16 protein-coding genes are annotated in these 21,768 nt (G+C 70.6%); 7 read left to right on the top strand and 9 right to left on the bottom strand.

The annotated features are described in order from the left end of the window. Positions 1–32: 32 nt before the first annotated feature. The 4 genes from D7Y04_RS08375 to D7Y04_RS08360 form a co-directional block, all read right to left on the bottom strand. On the bottom strand, positions 33–965 hold the full coding sequence (locus tag D7Y04_RS08375; RefSeq protein WP_120593798.1) for a hypothetical protein: 933 nt from the start codon (positions 963–965) through the stop codon (positions 33–35). A gap of 55 nt (positions 966–1,020) precedes the next feature. Continuing rightward, positions 1,021–2,283 (bottom strand): sigma 54-interacting transcriptional regulator, encoded by a 1,263-nt coding sequence (locus tag D7Y04_RS08370; protein ID WP_254360881.1) that lies wholly within the window; start codon positions 2,281–2,283, stop codon positions 1,021–1,023. Positions 2,284–2,418: 135 nt separating this feature from the next. Beyond that, complete coding sequence (locus D7Y04_RS08365) at positions 2,419–5,238, bottom strand: protein kinase (RefSeq protein ID WP_121758868.1); 2,820 nt, start codon at positions 5,236–5,238, stop codon at positions 2,419–2,421. A gap of 352 nt (positions 5,239–5,590) precedes the next feature. Beyond that, positions 5,591–6,367, bottom strand: coding sequence for an RNA ligase family protein (locus tag D7Y04_RS08360; protein ID WP_121758867.1), 777 nt, complete (start codon positions 6,365–6,367; stop codon positions 5,591–5,593). A 102-nt stretch (positions 6,368–6,469) separates the two neighbouring features. Between D7Y04_RS08360 and D7Y04_RS08355 the strand changes: the two genes are divergently transcribed. Together D7Y04_RS08355 and D7Y04_RS08350 are read left to right on the top strand one after the other, a co-directional pair. Beyond that, complete coding sequence (locus D7Y04_RS08355; protein ID WP_121758866.1) at positions 6,470–6,805, top strand: hypothetical protein; 336 nt, start codon at positions 6,470–6,472, stop codon at positions 6,803–6,805. A 4-nt stretch (positions 6,806–6,809) separates the two neighbouring features. Continuing rightward, positions 6,810–7,322: a hypothetical protein gene (locus D7Y04_RS08350; RefSeq protein WP_121758865.1), complete on the top strand. Its 513-nt coding sequence runs from the start codon at positions 6,810–6,812 to the stop codon at positions 7,320–7,322. 3 nt (positions 7,323–7,325) lie between these two features. Here the strand turns inward: D7Y04_RS08350 and D7Y04_RS08345 are convergent, their stop codons facing one another. Both D7Y04_RS08345 and D7Y04_RS08340 read right to left on the bottom strand, forming a co-directional pair. After that, positions 7,326–8,603: a PKD domain-containing protein gene (locus D7Y04_RS08345; RefSeq protein WP_158627466.1), complete on the bottom strand. Its 1,278-nt coding sequence runs from the start codon at positions 8,601–8,603 to the stop codon at positions 7,326–7,328. A gap of 530 nt (positions 8,604–9,133) precedes the next feature. Then, complete coding sequence (locus D7Y04_RS08340) at positions 9,134–9,961, bottom strand: RimK family alpha-L-glutamate ligase (protein ID WP_121758863.1); 828 nt, start codon at positions 9,959–9,961, stop codon at positions 9,134–9,136. A 156-nt stretch (positions 9,962–10,117) separates the two neighbouring features. Between D7Y04_RS08340 and D7Y04_RS08335 the strand changes: the two genes are divergently transcribed. Both D7Y04_RS08335 and D7Y04_RS08330 read left to right on the top strand, forming a co-directional pair. Further along, positions 10,118–12,421, top strand: coding sequence for a thioredoxin family protein (locus D7Y04_RS08335; RefSeq protein ID WP_121758862.1), 2,304 nt, complete (start codon positions 10,118–10,120; stop codon positions 12,419–12,421). A gap of 2 nt (positions 12,422–12,423) precedes the next feature. Next, positions 12,424–14,004 (top strand): FHA domain-containing protein, encoded by a 1,581-nt coding sequence (locus D7Y04_RS08330; RefSeq protein ID WP_121758861.1) that lies wholly within the window; start codon positions 12,424–12,426, stop codon positions 14,002–14,004. A gap of 5 nt (positions 14,005–14,009) precedes the next feature. On the opposite strand, the gene D7Y04_RS08325 is transcribed toward D7Y04_RS08330, so the two are convergent. Continuing rightward, complete coding sequence (locus D7Y04_RS08325) at positions 14,010–15,359, bottom strand: MFS transporter (protein WP_233601307.1); 1,350 nt, start codon at positions 15,357–15,359, stop codon at positions 14,010–14,012. Positions 15,360–15,604: 245 nt separating this feature from the next. Between D7Y04_RS08325 and D7Y04_RS08320 the strand changes: the two genes are divergently transcribed. Together D7Y04_RS08320 and D7Y04_RS08315 are read left to right on the top strand one after the other, a co-directional pair. Then, positions 15,605–16,840 (top strand): acetyl-CoA C-acetyltransferase, encoded by a 1,236-nt coding sequence (locus tag D7Y04_RS08320; RefSeq protein WP_121758860.1) that lies wholly within the window; start codon positions 15,605–15,607, stop codon positions 16,838–16,840. A gap of 173 nt (positions 16,841–17,013) precedes the next feature. Then, positions 17,014–18,315, top strand: coding sequence for an MgtC/SapB family protein (locus tag D7Y04_RS08315; protein WP_120593789.1), 1,302 nt, complete (start codon positions 17,014–17,016; stop codon positions 18,313–18,315). A 9-nt stretch (positions 18,316–18,324) separates the two neighbouring features. Here the strand turns inward: D7Y04_RS08315 and D7Y04_RS08310 are convergent, their stop codons facing one another. Then, entirely contained in the window at positions 18,325–18,924 is a 600-nt protein-coding gene (locus tag D7Y04_RS08310; protein WP_233601306.1) for a TetR/AcrR family transcriptional regulator, read from the bottom strand. A gap of 85 nt (positions 18,925–19,009) precedes the next feature. On the opposite strand from D7Y04_RS08310, the gene D7Y04_RS08305 reads away from it, so the two are divergent. Then, positions 19,010–19,444, top strand: a complete 435-nt coding sequence (locus D7Y04_RS08305; RefSeq protein ID WP_120593788.1) for a tautomerase family protein — start codon at positions 19,010–19,012, stop codon at positions 19,442–19,444. A gap of 47 nt (positions 19,445–19,491) precedes the next feature. Here D7Y04_RS08305 and D7Y04_RS08300 read toward each other — a convergent pair whose 3' ends face one another. Continuing rightward, on the bottom strand, positions 19,492–21,765 hold the full coding sequence (locus D7Y04_RS08300) for an RCC1 repeat-containing protein (protein WP_233601305.1): 2,274 nt from the start codon (positions 21,763–21,765) through the stop codon (positions 19,492–19,494). Positions 21,766–21,768: the final 3 nt, after the last annotated feature.

Here is a 21,768-nt window from a genome sequence, read left to right as displayed (position 1 = left end):
ATGCGAGTCCATCCGCCGTCAGTCTTTACGGCCTATGAAGACTCGCGGCCGAAGTTGGCCATGGCGCGGGAGCCGCCACCGTCCGTGTTGCCCAGCGCGACGGCCTTCTCCCCGCCCTCCTGCGCGGCCTGGGCCTCCGACATGCCCTGGGCGCTTTCGACGATCATCTGCCCGCCGCCCTGGTGCCGGTTCCAGCTGATGTCCACGGAGTCCGCGAGCTTCTGGGCGTCCACCGGAATCTTGGAGCCGGTGCTGGGGTCCTTGAGCAGGTAGCGGCCCTGGTCGTCCTTGCCCTCCACGGAGACCCAGTGCGCGCGGCCCGTCTCGCCCGGCTTCGTGGTGGGGTCCACCAGGCTGGAGTCCACCATCACCGCGCCCTTGGCACCGCGCGCGAGCGCGTCATCCAGGGCCTTGGTGTCGAGCTTGGACGACGTCTGCGTCACCTTCGTGCCCTGGTTCGCCAGCATGTTGGACAGCTCATGCGGCGACGTGCCCTGGCCCTGCGTGAAGCGCGACTCCAGCGCGGCCATCTTGTCCTTGTCCGACGTGGGCTGCGTCTTGCTGGTGCCAATGTCCTTGCCCAGCATCACCGCCACCGCGGCGCCGCAGTCATTCTGATTGGCCTGCTTGACGACCTCGGGGTCCGTCCCCGCGGCCTCCCAGCCACCAATCTCCGGAGCCTGGGGCGCGTTCGCGAGCGTCCCCTGGACGCCCAGGTCCTGCGCCGAAGCGCCCGACACCGGCTGGAAGCGGTTCGCCCACGCCTGATTGAGGGCCTGCACCGCCGCGAAGGCGTCCGAGGCCTGCTCCGTCTGCACGGGGGTGGGCGCGCCCTCCACCTGCGAGACGACCTTCTCCTCCGGCAACCCGACCTGCTGCGCGGTCTGCTGCGGCACGGCGGCGGGCTTCACCTCCGCCAGTTGCTGGAAGGTACGGAGGAGATTGGAGGAAAGATTCACGCTCACGGTCGTGCTCCGGGGGGGAGGGGGGATGCCAGCCTACCTGTGATGCCGCCCCGTGTTAAGGCTCCCCGGATGGATCCAACCCGTGCTTGCGCAGGAGTTTCCGGAGGTAGACACGGTCGATATCAGCTTCGCGAGAAGCCCTGGAAATGTTGCCTTCGCAGCGCTCGATGAGGTTCTTCAGGTAGTCACGTTCGAACACTTCGATGAGGTGTTCTTTTGCTTCCTTGAAGGGCAGGTCCAGATCCGGACCCTTGCGGCCGTCCGCGCCCTGGGGCGCCTCCAGGTCCGGCAGTGCCTCCTCGCCCAGATTGACGACCTGTTCCACCACGTTGCGCAGCTCGCGCACGTTGCCGGGCCAGGGGTACTGCATGAGCAGCGCGCGCGTCTGATCCGACAGCGCGCCCGGCTGCCGGCCCATCAGCTTGAGCATGTGGTCGATGAGGAGCGGGATGTCCTCCGGACGCTCGCGCAGTGCGGGCAGCGTCACGCGCAGCACGGCGAGCCGGTGGAAGAGGTCGCGGCGGAACTTCCCCTGCTGGACGGCCTGCTCCAGGTTCACGTGCGAGGCGGCCACCACGCGCACGTTCACCGTGAAGTAGTCGTTGCCGCCCACGCGCTTCACCTGCCGGCGCTCCAGCACGCGCAACAGGCGCGGCTGCAGGTCCAGGGGCAGCTCGCCAATCTCGTCCAGGAAGACGGTGCCGTTCTGCGCGCGCTCGAAGGCGCCGGCGCGGTCGCCCTGGGCGCCGGTGAAGGAGCCCTTCACGTGGCCGAAGAGCTCGGACTCGATGAGGGTGGAGGGCACGCCCGCCAGGTCCACGATGACGAAGGGGCCCTTGGCGCGCGGGCTCAGCTGGTGGATGGCCTCCGCGCACAGGTCCTTGCCGGTGCCCGTCTCGCCGTGGATGAGCACGTCCGCGCCGCCGGGCGCCAGGCGCTCCAGGACGGTGAAGGCCTCGCGCATCTTGCGGCTTGTGCCCACGAGCGCGCCGAAGCGGTCCCGCGAGGACAGGGGCAGTGAGCGCTCGCGCGTGTCCTCCGGCACCAGCTTCAGCTCGGTGGTGCCCAGGGTGATGACGCTGCCGGGGCGCAGCTCCATGGCGGTGAAGCGCAGGCCCTCCACGAACGAGCCGTTGTGCGAGCCCAGGTCCGTGGCGACGACGTGCTCGGCGTGCACCTCCAGCTTCAGGTGCTGGCGGGAGACGGCCTTGTCGGTGAGGACGATGTCACACGTGGGGGCCTTTCCCACTGTGTACGTCCCCTGTTTGAGCGGGTGGGCCTTGCCGGCTTCCGCGCCGGAAAGCACCCGGAGCACCATCCGCACCTGTCCCGCCCGGCCCCGCTGCAGGGTGGCCGTGGCATCCAGGAGCTCCTCGTCCTCGTCTGGGGGCAGCGACACGGCGGCGGACGGTAGCACGCCCCGCCACGGTCGCCAGCAGCCGTGCGTGACGTCCTACCTGCGCCGGCCGCGAGAAGGCTTGCGGGCAGGCGGACGCGGGGACTCCTTGGGCAGGGTCTCCAGCCACGAGTCCACCTCGCCCACGCGCTCGTCCATCCCGGACTCGCTGAAGCGCTCGCGGGCGCGGGTGGCCTCGCCCCGGGCCTCCGCCAGCGCCGCCGGAGACTGGCCCGTCTGGTACAGCGCCCGCGCCAGCGCGAAGCCGGACTCCGCCAGCGCATCCGGGGGCGCGGCCGCGAAGGACACCGCCAGCTGGAGCGGCGCCACGGAGTCGCGCGCCCGGCCCAGGCCCAGCAGCGCCTGGCCCACGCCGTCGTAGGACGGCTGGAGGCCCTCGTCGCCCTCGGGGAGCAGCTCGCGCTTGAGGGCCACGGCCTGCTCGTAGGTCTTCAGCGCGTCGTCGTAGCGCTTCATCCCCAGCTGGCACATGCCCAGCTCGTCCAGCGCCTCCGCCACCTGCGCGCTCTTCTCGCCGTGCAGGGTCTTGTAGAGGTCCACCACCGCCTGGGCATGCGGCAGGGCGCGCTCGGGTTGGCCGGCGTCTCGCAGGGCCAGGGACACCAGGCCGTGCCGGTTGGCCATGTCCGGATGCACCGGGCCCACCGCCGCCTGGGTCTTCGCGAGCGACGCCTCCAGAAGAGGCACCGCCCCCTTCGCGTCGCCGGTGCCCAGCACCAGCCGGCCCAGGAGGAAGAGCGCCCGCGCGCGCTTGGGGTGCTCGGGTGGCAGCGCCTTGTCGTAGAGGGCGCTCGCCTCCGTCAGCCGCTTGCGGGCCTCCTCCATGTGGCCCTGGGACATGGCGAGGTTGGCCTGGTTCACCTTCACGTCTGCTTCCAGCGCGGGCTCACCGCCCAGCCGCTGGAGGGTGGCCTCCGCCAGTTCGCCCCAGTTCGCCGCCGGGTCGTAGTGCTTCTGGCCGTCCTCCACGTAGAGGAGCTTGTTGAGGATGGCGACCTTCAGCCGGTCCGCCCTGCCCGCCTCCGCGTCGAACACGGCGCGCGACAGCAGGCGGGACGCTTCCGGCGACTGGCCCGTCTGCTCCTGGAGCCAGCCCAGGTGGAAGCGCATCTCCGCCTTCAGCGGCAGGTAGCCCGTCTTCTCCACCGGCGCCTCCAGCGCCTTCACCGCCGTGAGCGCCGCCGGGTAGCGGCCCGCGTCCACCTGCGCGCGCACCTCCGCCAGCTGATCCTCCAGCGCTTCAATGGTGCCGCGCAGGGCGGGGTCGGAGGGGCGGCGCTGCTGCTCGGCCAGTCCCTCCACGTCCTCGCACTCATGCAGCGCGGGCAGCGCATGCACCATGTCCACGGACTTCACCACCATGGCGGCGTCCGCGCTCGCGAGCAGGTCCACCGTGGCGCGCAGGTCCTTGCGGCGGCGCTCCAGGCACACCACCTGCCGGTCCAGCTGCTCCTCCGGCTTCACGCCGCTCACGCGCGCGTCCTCGCACGCCTGGACGCGCTGGTGCTTCCACGCGTCCGCGTACTGCCCCAGCACCTGCACGGCGCGGACGGCCATCCCTTCCGCGAAGGGCTTCCCGGTGGCGCGGAAGGCGGACTCCAGCTTCGCCTTCGCGTCCGGCGTCCACACGGTGTCCATCAGCGCGCCCGCGTCCACGCACACCTGGGACTGCTGCCACGCCACGCCGCCCGCCACCGCGAGCGCGGTGGTCATGGCACCCGCCGCTCCCAGCCAGCGCTTGCGCTGCCCGAGGCGCTGCTCCTGGGAGAGCGCATCCAGCAGGGCCTGCATGGAGGAGAAGCGCGCGTCCACGTCCAGCGCCAGCCCGCGCAGCACCGCCTGCCGCACCCAACCGGGCACCTTCGCGTCGCGCGGGGGCTCGCGGATGAGCACGGGCGGCGGCGCGATGACGGGGATCGCCTTCGCGGGCGCGGCGTTCAGCGACTGCGTGCCGCCCAGCGACTGCGTGCCGGTGGCCTCCTCCAACTCCGCGCTCCGGCTGGCGGACGCGTAGGCCTTGATGCTGCCCGGGTCGAAGGGGCGCGTGCCGTAGAGCGCGCCGTAGAGCGCCGCGCAGAAGCTGAATTGATCCGTTCGCGCGTCCAGCTGCGTGCCCCGGAACTGCTCCGGGGACATGTAGTTGGGCGTGCCCACCAGCAGGCCCGCTTCGGTGAGCGTGGTGTCCAGCATGCGCCGGTCCGAGGACTCCAGGACCTGCGCCTCCTCCGGAGAGACGGGGGCCTCCGGCCCGTCGCCCACCTGCCGCGCCAGGCCGAAGTCCGTCACGTAGACGCGGCCCGCGTGGCTCACCAGCACGTTGGCGGGCTTGAAGTCGCGGTGCACCAGCCCCGCCGAGTGCGCGGCCTGCAGTCCCCTGCCCGCCTGGAGGTAGCGCTCCAGCACTTCCCGCCAGGAAGGCTTCGCCTCCTTCAGCCACGAGCCCAGCGTGCCGCCCTCCACCAGCTCCATGGCGACGAAGACCTGGTCGCCCCACATGCCCACGTCGAAGACGGGGATGACGTTGGGATGGGAGACGCGCGCCATGGCCTGCGCTTCACGCAAGAGCCGGGACCGCGCCTCCTCGTTGTCCTGGTTGGCGTTCGGGTGCAGCAGCTTCAGGGCAATCTTGCGGTCCAGGTCCGGGTCATAGGCGGCGTACACCACGCCCATGCCGCCCTGCCCCAGCTTGCGCAGCAGCAGGTAGCGGCCCACCTGGGGAACGGGCGGGACGTCCTCCGCGCGGCGCGGACGGGGACCCGTTCCATATCCCGAGCCCCGGCCCGTCCCCGCGCCCGAGCGCGCGGAGTCCGAGTTGCCGGTGCCTGTGTTTCGCCTTCCGGTGTCTCTCTTCGTCATGGGGCCGTGACCTGATTCGCGAGTCTACCGCCGGCCCTCGCCCGCTCCGAACATCCTTCCGCGACGCGTCAGCCCCGCCCGCCTGCCTGGTGACGGCCGTCATCAGATCCAGGACGGCAGTCACCAGGGGCAGCCCTCAGCGTGGGACACAAACCCCTGGAATCAGGGAGGGCTCGGCAGGCCGGAGGCTGGCACGCCAGACGCAATGGGTACGGACAACGCGGGCAAGTTCGGGGTGCAGACAGACCTCATCCGCGACAGGCCACATGAATATCGCCGAGCCGCATCGCTACTGAATGCGTGGTTCGGATGGAGGCGGCGGTGAACGGAGACACCGCCGCCTTCTTGCTTTTCAGCGCTTCGCACGCAGCGTGCGCTCGTAGTCCTCGTAACGCAGCTTCGCGATGGTGCGACGGTCGCGGGTGCGAACGACGATGCCCTCCGGATGCTGCCCTGCCCCGGCATCCAACGCGCACCGGGTCGCGGGCGCGTGCGAGCGCAGCCATGCGAACGCGCCCTCCAGGTCCTTCGGCATCGCGGCGCCGTCCTCTTCGAGGATGCGCGGCGTGGTCTCCAGTCCGTGCTCGCGGGTGAAGGCCATGAGCGCGTCCTCGGTCACGAAGGGCTGACCTCCGGATTCACGCCAGCCGGAGAGCTGCTCCGCGGACCAGGTGAGCGGCGTCTCGTAGTCGGTGAGGCGCACCACGTCGAAGACGCGGTAACCCACGCGCTTCTCACCCGTGTACTGCTTGCTGTGGGCGGTGACGTTGCCGCCGTACACCTCGCCGAAGACGACGGTGATGCCGCCCGCGTCGAGCCGCTTCTCGCGCAGGGCGTCCGCCACCGGGCGCAGGTGCTCCACGATGCCCAGGGCCGGATTCCCGATGAGGTCACCGCTCGCGTAGAGCAGCTCCTCGCGGCTGCCGAGCAGGTACGTGCCATCCGGCAGGAACACGATGCGCGCGTTGGTGCCGTCCACCTTCTCCGTGCCGACGACGGGCCCGTCGAACGCGATGGCGGGTTCGGCCAGCCGGCCCTTGTCGCCCAGCGTGTGGTACGTCGGGATGGACGGGTACTTCGTCAGCGAGTTGAGCGTGCGCAGGTTGGCGGTGCGGACGGAGAAGGTCATGGCGCGGCCTCGGGGTGTAAGGGGCGACGGTAGCAAAAGGCCCCGTCAGGCTCGCGGGACGCCGCCGTCCGCCGGGGCCTGACACACGGGAGGTTCGGACACATGGGCATGTACGGAGAGGTCCTGGGCATCGGCCCGTTCCGCCGCGAGCTGGTGCCGTTCCTCCAGCAGCCGGCGGAGTGGCATCGGAACACCCGCGACGGGGCCATCATCGTCGTCTCCGTGTTCCTGGCGCCGGAGGGCAGCTCGCGCAGCCGGGAGCTGGCTGGATGCATGGGAGCGGAGGCGTGGGACTTCAACACCCACGCGCTGGACCCATGGCGTGTGGACGTGGAGGCGGTGCGGCGGTTCCTGTACCCCGGCGAGGAGCACCGGCTGGAGTGCTTCCTGCGTCTGCGCGACGCGGGCTTCGAGTTCTTCTTCCAACCCAACGGCTAGCCCCATGTCCCCTTCTTTTTCGCTCTCCGCGAAGGACGCGGAGACGGTGCTGGACACCTTCGACCGGGAGGGCCTGCTCGAAGCCCTGATGCTCGTGCGCGGGTGCCTGGACGTGGACCTCTTCGACATCGGCAACGCCGTGGAACCGCTGCTCCGGAACACGGGCCGTCTCGCCTCGCTTCCGGAGGTGGCGGTGGAGGCGCAGGTGGTTGCCACGGGAGTCTTCCGCCGCGAGCTGGTGGACCACATGGACTACGGCGCCGAGCGGTACACCGACACGCGTGAAGGCACGCGGATCATCGTGTCGTTCTTCGTCGGCGGGATGGGGGCCTTCCATGCGGAGGTCCTCGCCCGCTGCATGGGCGCGGAGGCGTGGGACTTCAACACGCACACCCTCGTCCCCGAGCGCATGCGCGTCCAGGACCTGGCCCACCTCTGGATGGATGACGGCCTGCTGACGCGGTTCCGCGCGCTGAGGGACGCGGGGTTCCGGTTCTATTTCCGGCTGCCGACCTGACGCTCACTTCACCGTGATGATGCGCGTGTCGCTGTTCTGGACGCCCTTCCAGTCCGTCACGGTGAGGCTCGCGCGGTACGTGCCCTTTACCGTGTAGCGGTGCGTCTGGACCGCGGTGGGCCGCCCCCTCCCCGTCACCTTCGCGCTGCCGTCTCCGAAGTCCAGGCTCCAGGCGTCGTTGCCCGTGCCCGTCGTGGACTGGAAGCCCGTGCTGCCGGAGAGGTCGAACATCACCGTGAGCGGCGCCGTGCCCGTCAGGGTGGACGGCTGGAGCCAGGCCGCCGCCGTCGCGTGCGTGTAGCCGCTCGCTCCCAATGCCTGGAAGCCATCCGCGCTGGACGCGGAGGAGTCCAGCCACCACGAGCAGGTGCCGGTGGTGTGGAAGTACGACGCGACCTTGATCTCCGGGTGGCGCTTGAACGTGTCCAGCGCGTCCCGGAACCACTGGCCCTTGCGCCCGGCCGTGCTCGCGTCCTCCACGGAGCCCCACTCCGGCAGCATCACCGGCTTGCCCTTCACATTGGCCCACGAGAGCACCGGCGCCACTGCCTCCTCCAGCGAGCGCCACGTGTCGCCCGCCGTGGGGTTGCAGCCGTTCCAGTTGTAGGCATCCGCGCCCACCCAATCCACATAGGTGCTGCCCGGCCAGAACGCGTCCGCCGCGCCCGACTGGAAGCTGTAGGGGACGAGCGTCATCGAGTAGCTCACGTTCGTCACGCCCTGCTGACGGAACACCGTGACCAGCCGGCGGAACGCGGCCGCGAACTCCGCGGGCGAGCCGTGGGCCGTGCCCGCCATGTCCGGCTCGTGATTGAAGATGAGGAACAGCGGCTTGCCCGTGCCCTTGAGCGCCAGCGCGTGCGCCTTGAGCTGCGCGTCCTGGGCCCCGCTCGCGATGCTTGCCCACGACACACCACTGCCGTCCTGCCGCTTCGCCGTGATGGACAGAAGCGGGATGCGGCCGCGCTCCAGGTCCGCGAGCAGGAACTTGTTCGGCTGCGCTTCGTCCCACACCGCGTAGACGCGGTGGACGTCCATCTTCCGCTCCGCCAGCCGCTCCAGCGCGTCCAGCGCCGCCGCGTGGTCCTCCGTGCCGCGCTTGCCCGCGAACGCACCGAAGAGGACGCCCGACGCGGGCTCGAACGTGACCGCCGCTTCTGCCTCCGCCAGCCGGAAGTCCTCCGGAGACTCCGCCGGGCCGCAGCCGGTGAGGCCGAGCGCGACGGCGAGCCCGCCTCCAAGCCAGGAGGACATCCACCGCGGAACGGAGAGACGGCGCATGAGGGGGCTCCGGGGGGAAGGAGGAACTCCCAGGGTGCCAGCCTGCCCCAACGGCTGTCGACGCCCCCGCCGAAGGAGGTCGCCAGGAAGTGCGTTGCCCCCTCCTCCACGGAAGTACAGCGCAGACAACCATCGAGGTCTGACATGGACACGTAAGCCCCGTCCGCGCCGGCTACCGGGAGGCGCCCGCTCCGGCCCCGAGCGGTCAAAACCTTTCCGACTGTCGGACAGGTTCATGGCTTCGGGCTGCAAGCGCCGCGAACCTGTCCGACCGTCGGACGAGTTCGCGGCCTCGGGCCGCATGCGCCGCGAACCTGTCCGACGGTCGGACAAGTTTCCAGCCAGCGCGCCCGACGGGCGGCCGCCGCCGTGGCTTCATCCTTGCCTCCGCGCAGGCGTGACTTCGCGCCCCACTGCCCCCTGGTGCCCGCTCCAGCACACCGTGGCGGTGTCGTTGCGCTCCGCGAGGCGGGCGTCCTGGCCGTGAACTTCGGACCGAAGGATGGCTTGCCGATTGTCTAGCGCTCCTCTCAGCGCTGGAGCATCCGGACGCGCAGGCACTCCGCGACGTCCTCCCGCAGCTCCTCCGGGAAGCCGGACAGGCCCGGCGTGTCGTTGCACTCCAGAAGTGTGTAGGCGCCGTCCTTCGCCTGGAGGAAGTCCAGGCCCAGCACGTCCGCGCCCAGATGCCGCATGGCCCGGCGCGTGTGCTCCGCGAGCTCCGGCGGCGGGTCGATGACCTGGTACTTGCGCGTGTCGACATTGGCCTTCCAGCCCGCGCTCGCCCGCGTCATCGCCCACATGCGCTCGCCCACCGCGAGGCAGCGGACGTCGCGCTCGTAGTCGATGAAGGGCTCGACGACCGCGTAGTCGTCCGCGGCGAAGAGGAGGTCCGCGATCTCCGGCCACGCGCCCGCGTCGCGCACCAGCGCCTTGCCCAGCCCCGCGTGGTGATTGCCGACCTTGACGACGAACGGCACGGGCCGCTCCAGCCGGCGCAGCATGTCGTCGCCGAGCGCGGCGTCGAACGGGATGACCGGCAGCCCCGCCTCACGCATCTCCGCCAGCATCGACAACCGGTCGTGACAGCGCGCCAGCACGGACGCCGGGTTGGAACAGGGCACGCCGCTCAGGCGGATGAGCTCCAGCGTCGCGCGGTGCCTGGGGTCCGGGCGGATGGCACCCACCCGCCAGAGCACGCCGTCCAGCCGGGTCGCGGACTCGCGGCTGACGCACCAGAGGTCGCCACCGCGCAGTACCCAGGAACACTCCTGAAGCCTGCGGGAGACGACCTCGTATTCCGGGAAGTACCGCTGCCAGTACTGTTCACCGTTGATGACCACGAGGGTGGGCCGCATCCCGTCATCGTTCCACAGTCTCGCCTCCTGCTGCGCTCGGACGCACCCTCCGTCCCTGTCCGGCCGGGACGGAAGCCGGACTCCCCGTGACGCGCCGGTTGACGCGAGCCCCCGGCGCCCCTCTTATCTGCCCCTCCCCTTGAGCAGGAGTTCCCGTTGGCAGGCGTCCCGGTCGAATTGACCCCGGAGGATTTCGAAGCAGTCACCCAGAAGCCCGGCATGTGCGTCGTGGATTTCTGGGCGCAGTGGTGTGAACCCTGCCATGCGTTCGCCCCGGTCTTCTCCGAGGCCGCCACGCGGTTCCCGGACATCACCTTCGCCCGGCTCGACGCGGAGGCCCACGAGGCCGTGGCCGAACCGCTGGGCATCGACGCGTACCCCACCATCGTCGCGTTCAAGGACGGCCTGGAGGTCCGCCGCGTCTCCGAGGCGCTGTCCACCGAGGCGCTGGACCGGCTGCTGGTCGCGCTGCGCGCCGTGGACGTCACCGAGGTGGAGCGCCGCAAGGCGAACCGCGAGCGGACCGAGGCGGGCGAGCTCCCCACCGGCGTCCCCGAGGGCGCCACCTGGGACGACGGCGACGAGGAGTGGTCCTTCGGACCGAAGGACGCCAAGGGCCGGCCGCACGGCACGTGGCGGTACTGGCGCGCCGACGGCACCCTCTGCAACGAATGCATCATGGTGCAAGGCAATCCGCACGGCCCCTTCAGGCGCTTCCACGAGGACGGCGCGGTGTCCCAGGAGGGCGCCTTCGAGCAGGGCCAGCTCCACGGCCCCCGCACCTGGATTGCCTCCGACGGCTTCACCTCCGAGCGCATGCACGAAGGCGGCGTGAGCGAGCGCGTGCGCAAGACGGTGATGCACTACGACCGCGGCACCGTGCGACAGGTGGAGCACTTCAACGGCGATGGCCAGCGCGTGGTGCCCTCCACCGGCGAGCCCTACCCCACCCGTCCGGCCCACCTGCCCGAGGACGCGGAGCTGCGCGAGGACCTCAACCAGTGGGCCAAGGTCACGCTCAACGCGGACCGCGAGCGCCACGGCCCCACCCGCTTCTGGGACGCGCAGGGCCAGCTGCTCTGGGAGGCCGAGTTCGACAACGGACGGCGGCACGGGCGCTACTGGTCGCGCGCGGAGGACACCTACGCGGACTTCCGCGTCCACTTCGAGGAGGGCCGGGCGGAAGGCGACTTCGCGTGTGGCGAGTGGTCCCTGATGGACGCGCAGCGGGCGGTGGTGCTCAAGCGCGACCTGGGCCACGCGATGGATGAACACACGCTGGCGCGCTCGCCGGTGTTCTCCAATCTCCCCCGGAGCGCGGAAGGTTGGCGCGAGCTGGCGAAGGAGGCCCGCGCGGACCGGCGCTACCGCGAAGCCCTGCTGGCCACGGCGCGTGCGTGCGCCACGTCGCTGGACGTCCAGCCGCTGAAGCAGGGCCTGGAGGAGCTGACGCTGCCGCGCACACAGGACTCGGCTCGACAGGTCGCGGACAGCGTGGTGGGGGATGCGGGACAGGCGTGGGCCCCCATGGCGGACGCGCTCATGCGCGGCGGTGAAGCGGCCACGCTGCTGCGGGGCTACGCGGTGCTGTTGGACCAGACGGACCGGCCTCGCGCGGCGCTGGACTTCCTGCACGCGGCGATGCTGCTCGCGCCGGATCGCAAGGCGTACCTGTTCACGCGCGGCCTCATCCTGTTGAACCTGGGCGTGGCGGATCAGGTGCAGAAGGACGCGGAGGGGCTCGCGGAAGTGGAGCCGGACACCGCCCGGTTCCTGGCCACGTACGCGCGGGCGTTGTTCCCCCGGTTCGACTTCTGGGCGGGACAGGAGCCTCCGAGCTGCACCTACGACGGCCTGCCGGAGAAGCCCGAACGGTCCCTGGAGGCCATTCAGCAGATGGTGCGCAAGTACGCCACGCGGCTCCAGGCGATGCGCGGCGCGCTGCTCCAGCGGTTCAAGCCGGGAGCCTCCGTGTCCTGGCTGCCGCCGGACCTGTCGAGCCTGCTGGGTGAAGAGCCCGTGGAGCTGAAGCAGGAAGAGATGGAGTTGGGCGAGGACGAGCAGGTGGAGATCGACGAGACGCTCAACCTGGAGATGGGGTTCGCGGACCTGACGATGATGCTGCGCGGGGACTGGAGCGCGCTGTCGTGGCTGCTGTGGTCGTGCGGAGAGACGACGTTCACGATGCCCACGCGCATCGCGCCGCCGGCGGGCTACGGACAGGCGGCGGGACAGGCTTCGCAGCGGCTGTGGCAGAGCCGGGACCGCAAGTTCCGCGGCAATGGCAGCACGACGAGGCCCGGCCAGGGATTCCTGTTCGAGGGCGTGATGCTGGGCGACCTGCACCCGAACCTGGTGTCCATCGCGGAGCGGCAGTACGCGGAGACGCAAGCGATGTTCTATTGGCTCAATGACCCGGACAATGTCTCTCCGTGGCAGAGCAATCTGAGGGGCAGCTAGGCATGAATCGGATTCGTGAAACCATCGAGGTCGCGGAGCCCCTGTGGCGGGCGCTGGAGCAGATGAGCCACGACCTGGGCGTGGACCGGAATGCCCTGGTCGCGCAGGCGCTGTTCATGCTCGCGAGACAGAACGGGTATGTGGCGCCCACGCCCGTGGCGCTCAGTGCGACGGACGCGGGTGAGCCCGTGCGGGCTCCGGCGGTCCGTGCCCCGGAGCCCGTGGTGCGTCCGGCGGTGCTCCCCGTGGCGGTCGCTGTCCCCGCGGCTGTCGCTGTCCCTGCGGCTGTCGCTGCCCCCGCTGCTGCTGCCCCCGCTGCTGCTGTCCCCGCTGCTGCTGCTGTCCCCGCGAAGGAGTCCGTGGCCGCCGCTCCGGCCGCGGCGGTGTCCGAACCCGTGAAGGCCCAGTCCTCCGTGGACGAGGCCGCTCACGCGCGGGCGCGCATGCAGGAAGTCCTCGCGGCGGTGGATGCGGTCTCGCAGCCCCGAGACGTGCCGGTGGCGTCCGAAGACGAGGATGAGGCGGACGAGGAGGAAGAGTCCGACTCCGATGAGGACTCGGACGACGAGGAGTCCGACGACGAAGCGGCTGACGAATCCTCGGACGACGAGGAGTCCGACGACGAAGCGGCTGACGAGTCCTCGGACGACGAGGAGTCCGACGAAGAAGCGGCCGACGAATCCTCGGACGACGAGGAGTCCGACGACGAGGAGTCCGACGACGAGGAGTCCGACGACGAATCTTCGGACGATGCGGAGTCCGAGGAAGAGGACTCGGACGACGAGGAGTCTGACGACGACGCGGCTGACGAGGCTTCGGACGACGAGAGCGCATCCGAAGCGGCAGCCTCCGCGGGCTCGGACGACGAAGACGAGTCGCAGTCCTCCGAGGAGGACGACGCCTCCGCAGCCGACATCGCAGCGGCGATCGGCTCCGAGGCCCCCCCCAGCGCCGACGAGGACGACGACTCCGAGCCCGAAGAGGCCAAGACGGGAGAGGAGGCCACGGGCTCCGTGGAAGACGACGCGGACGATGAGGCCGCCGCACAAGCAGCCGCATCCGACGACGACGCCGAGCAGGCCGACGCGCCCGCCGAGGACGAAGAGCAGGACTCGGGCTCGAACGAATCCGAGGAGCAGGACCTGCCCTTCGTGGCGCCTCCGGCCGCGAAGGCCCCCGCCGCCCGCAAGCAGGGCCGTGTGCTCCGTCCCGCCGAGCCCGAGGACGACGCGCCTCCAGAGTCCAATCGGGGCCGCAAGCCCGCCCCCGCCGCACGGGCCCCCGCGCGCATGGACCTGTTCGTGCGGCTGAGCCCGGACGGTCCCGCCACTCGGGTGGACGTGGAGCGCTTCACGCTGGGACGCGGCCCGCAGTGCAGCCTCGTCGTGAAGTCCGGCAGGGTCTCCCGCGAACACGCCATCGTCGTGCGCGATGGCGCTGACTACTTCATCGAGGACCTGGGCTCGTCCAACGGGACCTGGATCAACCACCAGCGCATCAAGCGCCAGAAGATCGCGGACGGGGACACCTTCAACCTGGGGACCGAAGCCGTGTACTTCTCCCTCCAGCCCTCCGAGGACTGACGCGCTCAGGCCTCCCGCGAAGGGTTGCGGATGCCCAGGGCGGAGGTAACTCCGCCCAGCACCAGCAGCACGGCGGAGACGAGCATCGCCCGGTGGAAGCCCGCGACGTCCAGTCGCGGGCCCACGATGAGCCCCGCGAACGCGATGGCGATGAGCCCCGCGACCCGGGCGATGGCGTTGTTGATGGCCGAGCCGATGCCCGCCTGCGCCTTGTGCACGGACCCGAGCACCGCCGCCGTCAACGGCGCCACCGTCGTCGTCAGCCCCAGCCCGAACACCAGCACGCCCGGCAGCATCTGCGTCCAGAAGTCCAGCGGCGTGCCGACGCGAAGCATGAGCAGGAACCCGACGCCCGCGACACACGGGCCCACCGCCATGAACAGGCGTGGCCCGAACCTGCCCGCGAGCCCACCGAACGTCGACGACAGCAACAACATGATGATCGTCGTCGGCAGCAGCACCAGCCCCGCCATCGTCGCGCGAAAGCCCCCCACCTGCTGGAGGAACAGCGTGATGAGGAACTCGCTCAGCGCCAGCGCTCCGTAGATGAACGTCGTGGCCAGGTTGCCCACCCAGAAGTTCCGCGCCCGGAAGAGGCCCAGGGGCATCATCGGGTGTGGCGACCGCCGCTCCTGCCAGAGGAACGCGATGAACGCCGGCACGCCCACGCCCAGCGACGCCAACACCGTGGGATGCGTCCAGCCCACCGTCCCCTGCTCAATCAGCGCGTAGACGGGACCGCCCAATCCCACGCACGCGAGCACGGCCCCCAGCACGTCGATGCGCGCGCCTTCCGGGCGGGTGGGTTCCTCCATGCGCGCGAGCAGCGCCAGCGTCAGCCCGATGGGCAGCACGTTGATGGCGAAGATCCAACGCCAGCCCACCGTGTCCACCAGCAGCCCGCCCACCAACGGGCCCGCGATGAACGCCCCACCCGTCCAGCCGGTCCACGCGCCAATGGCCTTCGCCTGCTCGGGGCCAGAGAAGAAGGACAGGATGAGCGCCAGAGAGCCCGGCACCAGGAGCGCGCCGGTGGCCCCCTGCAGCGCACGCGCGAGGATGAGCACCGCGCCCGTCGGAGCCACCGCGCACAGGAGCGACGTGGCCCCGAAGCCCAACAGCCCCAACCGCAAGATGCGCTTGCGCCCGAACACATCCGACAGTGAGCCCGCGGCCAGCATCAGCGAGCCCAGCGTGATGAGGTAGGCATCCACCACCCACTGCTGGAGGCTGAGCCCACCGCCCAGGTCCCGCACCATCGCGGGCAGCGCGACGTTGATGATCGCCCCGTCCAGGAACGTGACGAGCGAGGCGAGCACGGCGATTCCCAGGACCAGCCGCTGTGGAGGCGTCAAGGTATCCGCCGACTCCCCAAGGTGTGCCGCACGCGCCCGGGGAGGTCGGGACGCTCATGGCCTTGTAGCGAGCCTCCGGCCGCGCTGTCTGCCCCGGTCGCCGTGGACTTCCAGCTCATCAACACTGCCGGCCCTGGCGTCCAGGGCTCCAGAAGTTGCACGCCCCCCCGTGGGCTCCCACCCCAGGTCGCCTTGACTTACAAATTACGCCGATAATATTACATTCGAAATCAAAGGAGCCGCACATGACCGCCAGCTACATCATCGACGCCGTCCGGACCCCGCGTGGGCGCGGAAAGATGGGCAAGGGGGCCCTGACGGGACTGCATCCGCAGGAGCTGCTCGCCCAGACGCTCAACGCGCTCCAGCGGCGCGGCGGTTGGGATGCTCGGGAGGTGGGCGACGTCATCGCGGGGTGCGTGTCGCAGGTGAATGAGCAGGGCGCGAACATCGCTCGCAACGCGGTGCTCGCGGCGGGGTGGCCGCAGGAGGTGTCCGCCGTGTCGCTCAACCGCTTCTGCGGCTCCGGGCTCCAGGCGGTGAACTTCGGCGCCATGGGTGTCGCCTCCGGCGCCATGGACTTCGTGGTGACGGGCGGCGTGGAGAGCATGTCGCACCTGTCACTGGGCGCGGACGGCGGCGGCCAGGACGGCGGCAACGTGCGGCTGCGCGAGCGCGTCTACCAGGTGCCCCAGGGCATCAGCGCGGACCTCATCGCGACGCTGGAGGGCATCACCCGCGAGGACGTGGACGCATGGGCCCTGCGCTCGCAGCGCCAGGCGGCCCGCGCCATCGAGGAGAACCGCTTCGCCAAGGCCCTCTTCGCGGTGAAGGACCCGGCCACCGGCGCCGTGCTGCTGGAGCGCGACGAGTTCCCGCGCCCGGACACCACCGCGCAGGGCCTGGCCGCGCTCAAGCCCGCGTTCGTCGCCATGGGTGAGACGGCCGTGGGCCCGAACGGCGAGACGCTGGATGGCATCGCGCTGTCCGCCTACCCGCAGGCGAAGCGCATCCAGCACGTGCACACCGCGGGCAACTCCAGCGGCATCGTGGACGGGGCCGCGGTGGTGGCGCTGGCGTCCGAGCGCTACATGAAGGAGCAGGGGCTCAAGCCCCGCGCCCGCATCCGCGCCATGGCGACGCTGGGCACCGAGCCGCTCCTCATGCTCACCGCCCCCGCGCCCGTGAGCGAGAAGGCCCTGCGCATGGCCGGGATGAAGGCCGGTGACATCGACCTGTGGGAGATCAACGAGGCCTTCGCCGCCGTGGTCCTCCAGACGACGCGCGCGCTGGGAATCGACCCGGACCGGGTGAACGTCAACGGCGGCTCCATCGCGCTGGGCCACCCGCTGGGCGCCACTGGCGCGATGCTCCTGGGCACCGCCCTGGATGAGCTGGAGCGAACGGGCAAGCAGACGGCGCTCATCACGATGTGCATCGGTGGCGGCCAGGGCATCGCCACCATCATCGAGCGCATCTAGCGCCTGGCGTCCGACAGGCGACCGCCCCCTCGCGAGCACCTCGCGTGCTCGCCGGGCGGATGCGTTGACAGGAGCCATCGTCTCCGACATTAGGAAGGGTCGCTCCCGCAGGCACCGGGGCGCGCGGTCCAGTCGTTTTGCTGGCCGTGAGGCCTGAGAGACTGGAGCGCCCCATGGATGCACCCGCAGAGCTGCCCCCCCTCATTGCCCAGGCGTCGCAATGGCCCATGGCGCCAGTGATGACCCGGGTGGGGCTGGCCATCGCCATTGGCCTCTTCATTGGCCTGGAGCGAGAGCACAGCCGCAAGACGGGCGTGCGCACGTTCGCGCTCACCGCGCTGATGGGCTGTCTGGGCGGGCTCACCGGTCAGTCCTTCGCGTTGGTGTCCGCGGGCTTCGTCACGCTGCTGGTGCTGCTGATGAACGTCCGGGAGCTGATGCTCCACCAGCGCCTGGCGCTCACCACGTCCACCGCCCTGATGGTGGTGGCCTTCTGCGGCATCCTGTGCGGAATGGGCCACACGTTCACGCCCATCGTCGTGGGCGTGCTGACGACGGCGCTGCTCGCATGGAAGCAGTCCCTCGTGGGCTTCGTGGGCGGCTTGTCCGACAAGGAGCTGCGCTCCGCCGTCCTGCTCGCGGTGCTGACGTTCGTCGTGTTCCCCGTGCTGCCCGCGCACCCGGTGGACCCGTGGGGCCTCATCGAGCCCCAGTCCAACTGGGCCAGCGTCATCATCATCGCGGCGGTGGGTTTCGTGAACTACATGCTCCTGAAGACGCTGGGGCCCAAGGGCATGGAGGTCACCGCGTTCTTCGGCGGGCTGGTGAACAGCCGCAAGGTCATCGTGGAGCTGGCCACGCGACTGAAGGAGGTGGGCGCGCCGCTGCTTCCTTCCGCCTACCGGGGCATCCTCCTGGCCACCGGCGCGATGCTGCTGCGCAACGGCCTCATCGTCATCATCTTCGCCTCGCAGGCCGCCGTGCACTGCGCCATCCCGTTCACCTTCATGCTGCTGGTGAGCGCGGTGCTGTGGCGCCGCTCCCCCAATCAGGCGCCCACGGAGGGCACGCCCCGCCTGGAGTTGGAGTCGCCCTTCCGCCTGATGGCGGCCCTCAAGTTCGGCGGCGTGTTCCTGGCGCTCAACGTCGCGGGCGCGCTGGCGCAGCGCAACTTCGGGTCCGGGAGCTTCTACTTCGTCAGCATCCTGGGGGGCCTCCTGTCGAGCGCTTCCTCCATCGCCTCCGCCGCCACGCTCATCAGCCACAACGAGATTTCCCCGGTCACGGGCGTCAACGGCGTCATCCTCTCCAGCCTCACCAGCATCGTGGTGAACATCCCGCTCATCCGGAGCATGGCGAAGGAGGCGTCCTTCCGGCGCCGCGTGTCCACCGCGCTGCTGGCCGTGGCGGTGGTGGGGCTGGTGGGAGTAGGGCTCAACCTGATGGTCTTCGAGACCTTCCTCCACCACACCTGAGGCCGGGCGTCAGGCGTCCACGAAGGACACCAGCGCGTCGCGGATGGCGTCGAACGGCGCGATGTCTCGGCGGGCGCGGCAGAGAATCAGCGCGCCCTCCACCGAGGCCAGGATGAGCGACGCGGCGCTGGCCGCCTTCGCCTTCGGCAATCCCGCCGTGGCGAGCCGCGCCTCCAGCTCGCGCTCCCAGGAGATGAAGACCTTCGCCGCGCGCGCGCCCAGCTCCGGATGCGCGAGCCGCTCGTTCGCCACCGCCGCGATGGCGCAGCCTGCCTGACAGTCGGTCTTCACCAGCACCTTGCGCCAGGCCTCGAAGAAGCGCTGCACCACCTGCGCCGGGGTCGCGCCCTCACCTTCACGCAGCGCCGTGAGCACGCGCTCTCCCACCAGCGCGATGGCCTCCGCCGCGAGCGCGTCCTTCCCGTCCGGGAAGTGGTGGTAGATGGACCCCCGGGGCGCACCGCTGCGCTCGATGACCTCCGAGAACGACGTGCCCGCCAGGCCTCGCTCACTGAGGAGCGCGGCGGCCGCGTACACCATCCGCTCCCGCGGGGTCCTTTCGGACGCGGCCGCGGCCGCCTCCTCCTGCTTCTTCGTTCGCCGGGCCATCGGTCCCCATTGACTATGACGAGCGTCTTAATTAGTTCTGGGGCGCGACTATGACAACCGTCATAGTGAATGAGGACCCCCGCCCATGCCGATGATCGACATCACCGCTTCCGATGGACTCTTCTCCCCTGCGAACGAGGCCGTGCTGCTGCAGCGGACGACGGACTGCCTCCTCCAGTGGGAGAAGGTGTCCGGCATCCCCTACGCGGTCGCGAACACCGGCGCGTTCCTGAACGTGCTGCCGCAGAGGCGAACCGCGTCCGGCGGCAAGGGTGCGGGCGTGGTCCGCATCCAGGTGCTCACGCCCGCGAAGTCGCTGAGCCAGGAGCAGCGCTCGGGCATCGCCGCGGGCCTCACCGACATCGTGCGCGAGCTGGCCGACGACGCGGACATCCGCGAGCGCACCTGGGTGCTGTTCCACGAAGCCGTGGACGGCGGCTGGGGCATCGCGGGGAAGGCGTTCACCAACGCGGACCTCGTGGACGCGGTCCGCGCGAGCGCCATTGCATCCCGCCGCTGAAGGCCCCGCTGAGTCCACTTCAGCGGGAGCCTCCAAGCCCATGACGCTCAGGGCGCGGGCGACACCTGGTAGGGCATCACGCGATAGCCCGCGTTGCCGGTGCCCAGCTGTCCTTCGCTGTTGAGGCCCCACGCCCACACAGCCCCGGAGGCGCGGCGCGCGAACGAGTGGTAGGTGCCCGCCGCGATGGCCGTCGCGTCGATGATGCCCGGCACCTGGGCGGGCGCGAGCTGATCATCGGTGAAGCCGTCCCCCATCTGGCCATTGCCGTTGTAGCCCCACGCCCACACCGTGCCGTCGGACTGGAGCGCAACCGTGTGCGCGCTCCCCGCCGCGATGGCCGTGCCGCCCGTGAAGCCCAGGGCCTGCACCGGCGAGCGCCCCATGGAGCCACTGCCATCGCCCAGCTGTCCCCGGTAGTTGTCGCCCCACGCCCACACCGTGCCATCCGTCTTGAGCGCCACGCCGTGGCTGGTGCCCGCGGCCACGGAGGTGACGCCCCCGAGCCCGGGCACCAGGCCCGGCGTGGTCCGAGGCGGCCAATTCGAACTCGAGCCGTCGCCCAGTTGTCCCAGGCCGTTGCTGCCCCAGGTCCACACGGCACCGTCTGTCTTGAGCGCCACCGAGAAGCCGCCGCCCGCCGCGACGGCCCGAACGTCCGTAAGGCCAGGAACGGCCAGGGGCGTCGCGCGGCTCGTGGTGGTGCCATCTCCCAGCGTCCCGGAGCCATTGCTCCCCCAGGCCCACACCGTGCCGTCCGTCCGGCGGGCCAGCACGAAGCCTTCCCCCGCGGCCAGCTCGGTCACGTCCGTCAGCCCGGGCACCTGGGCGGGCGAGGCGCGGGACACCGTCGTGCCGTCGCCCAGCTGGCCGCTCGCGTTGTCGCCCCAGGCCCACACGGTGCCATCCGTCTTCAACGCCAGCGCGGTCGAGCCTCGCGCGAAGACAGCCGCCACCGACCCGAGCCCTGGCACCTGCGCGGGAGCCCAATGGTCCTGCGTCGTGCCGTCGCCCAGCTGGCCCTGCTCGTTCCGGCCCCAGGTCCACACCGTGCCGTCCGGCTTCACGCCCACGGAGAAATAGTCCCCGCCTGCCACGGCCTTCGCCCCCGTGAAGAGCGACGCGGTCCGGCTCAAGTACTTCTCAGGGAAACCATCACCCAGCTGGCCCGTGAGGTTGCCGCCCCACGCCCACAGCGAGCCGTTCGCAGTCACCGCGAGGGCGTGCTCCTGGCCACTGGACAGGGACACGGAGCCGGTCAGCGCCAGCACCGGCGCCGGCGTCATGCGTGACGTAAGGGTGCCGTCGCCCAGCTCGCCCCGGCTGTTGTAGCCCCAGCTCCAGACCGTGCCATCCGCCGTGGCCACCAGGTTCACGCCATCACCGGTGCCCAGCGCGACCGCGTTCGTGAAGCCGGGCAGCTGCACGGCGGTCAGCCGATTCACGGTGGTGCCGTCCCCCAGCTCACCGCCGAAGTTCGAGCCCCACGCCCACACCGTGCCGTCCGACTTGAGCGCGAAGGACCGGCTGCTGCGCGCCGCCAGCGCCACCACGCCGGAGAGGCCCGACGTCTGCACGGGCGTCAGCCGCTCGTAGTAGTTCGTGCCATCCCCCAGCGCGCCCACGCTGTTGCCGCCCCAACCCCAGACGGTGCCGTCCGTCTTGAAGGCCAGCGAGTGTCCATACCCCGCGGACACGCCCGCCACGCCCGTCAGCCCCACCACCTGCACCGGCTTGAGCTTGCGGACGCGGGTGCCATCCCCCAGCTTGCCGGAATCATTGTCGCCCCAGGCCCACACCGTGCCGTCTGTCTTCAGCGCCAGCGAATACCGGTAGCCCGCGGCCACCGCCGCCACGCCCGTCAGCCCTGACACCTTCACCGGTTTGAGACGCTGGGTGGTGGAGTTGTCCCCCAGCTGTCCCAGGTCGTTGAGCCCCCAGGCCCACACGGTGCCGTCCGCGTTCAACGCGAGCGAGTGCTCATTGCCCGCGGCGATGTCCACCACCACGCCGGTGAGCCCCGTCACCTTCACGGGCGCCAGTCGGTCCGTGGTGGTGTTGTTCCCCAACTGGCCATACCGGTTGCGCCCCCAGGCCCACACGGTGCCATCCGCCTGGAGCCCCAGCGAGTGCAGCCGCCCGGCCCGCACCACCGTCCACGTGGGCGCCGTCACGGCGGCCCGCGCTACTCCCGGTTCCGCGGCCTCCTCCTCCGGAGCCGAAGCCGGAGCCACCGGGCCCGCGCAGCCCGAAAGCCAACCCAGACACAACACCAGCCCCAGAACGAAACCGTTCCGTCCAGCGCCACGCACCGCTGACATGAC

This window comes from Corallococcus sp. AB038B (assembly GCF_003668955.1).
Taxonomy (GTDB): domain Bacteria; phylum Myxococcota; class Myxococcia; order Myxococcales; family Myxococcaceae; genus Corallococcus; species Corallococcus exiguus.
This window is presented reverse-complemented; position numbering and strand designations above follow the sequence as displayed.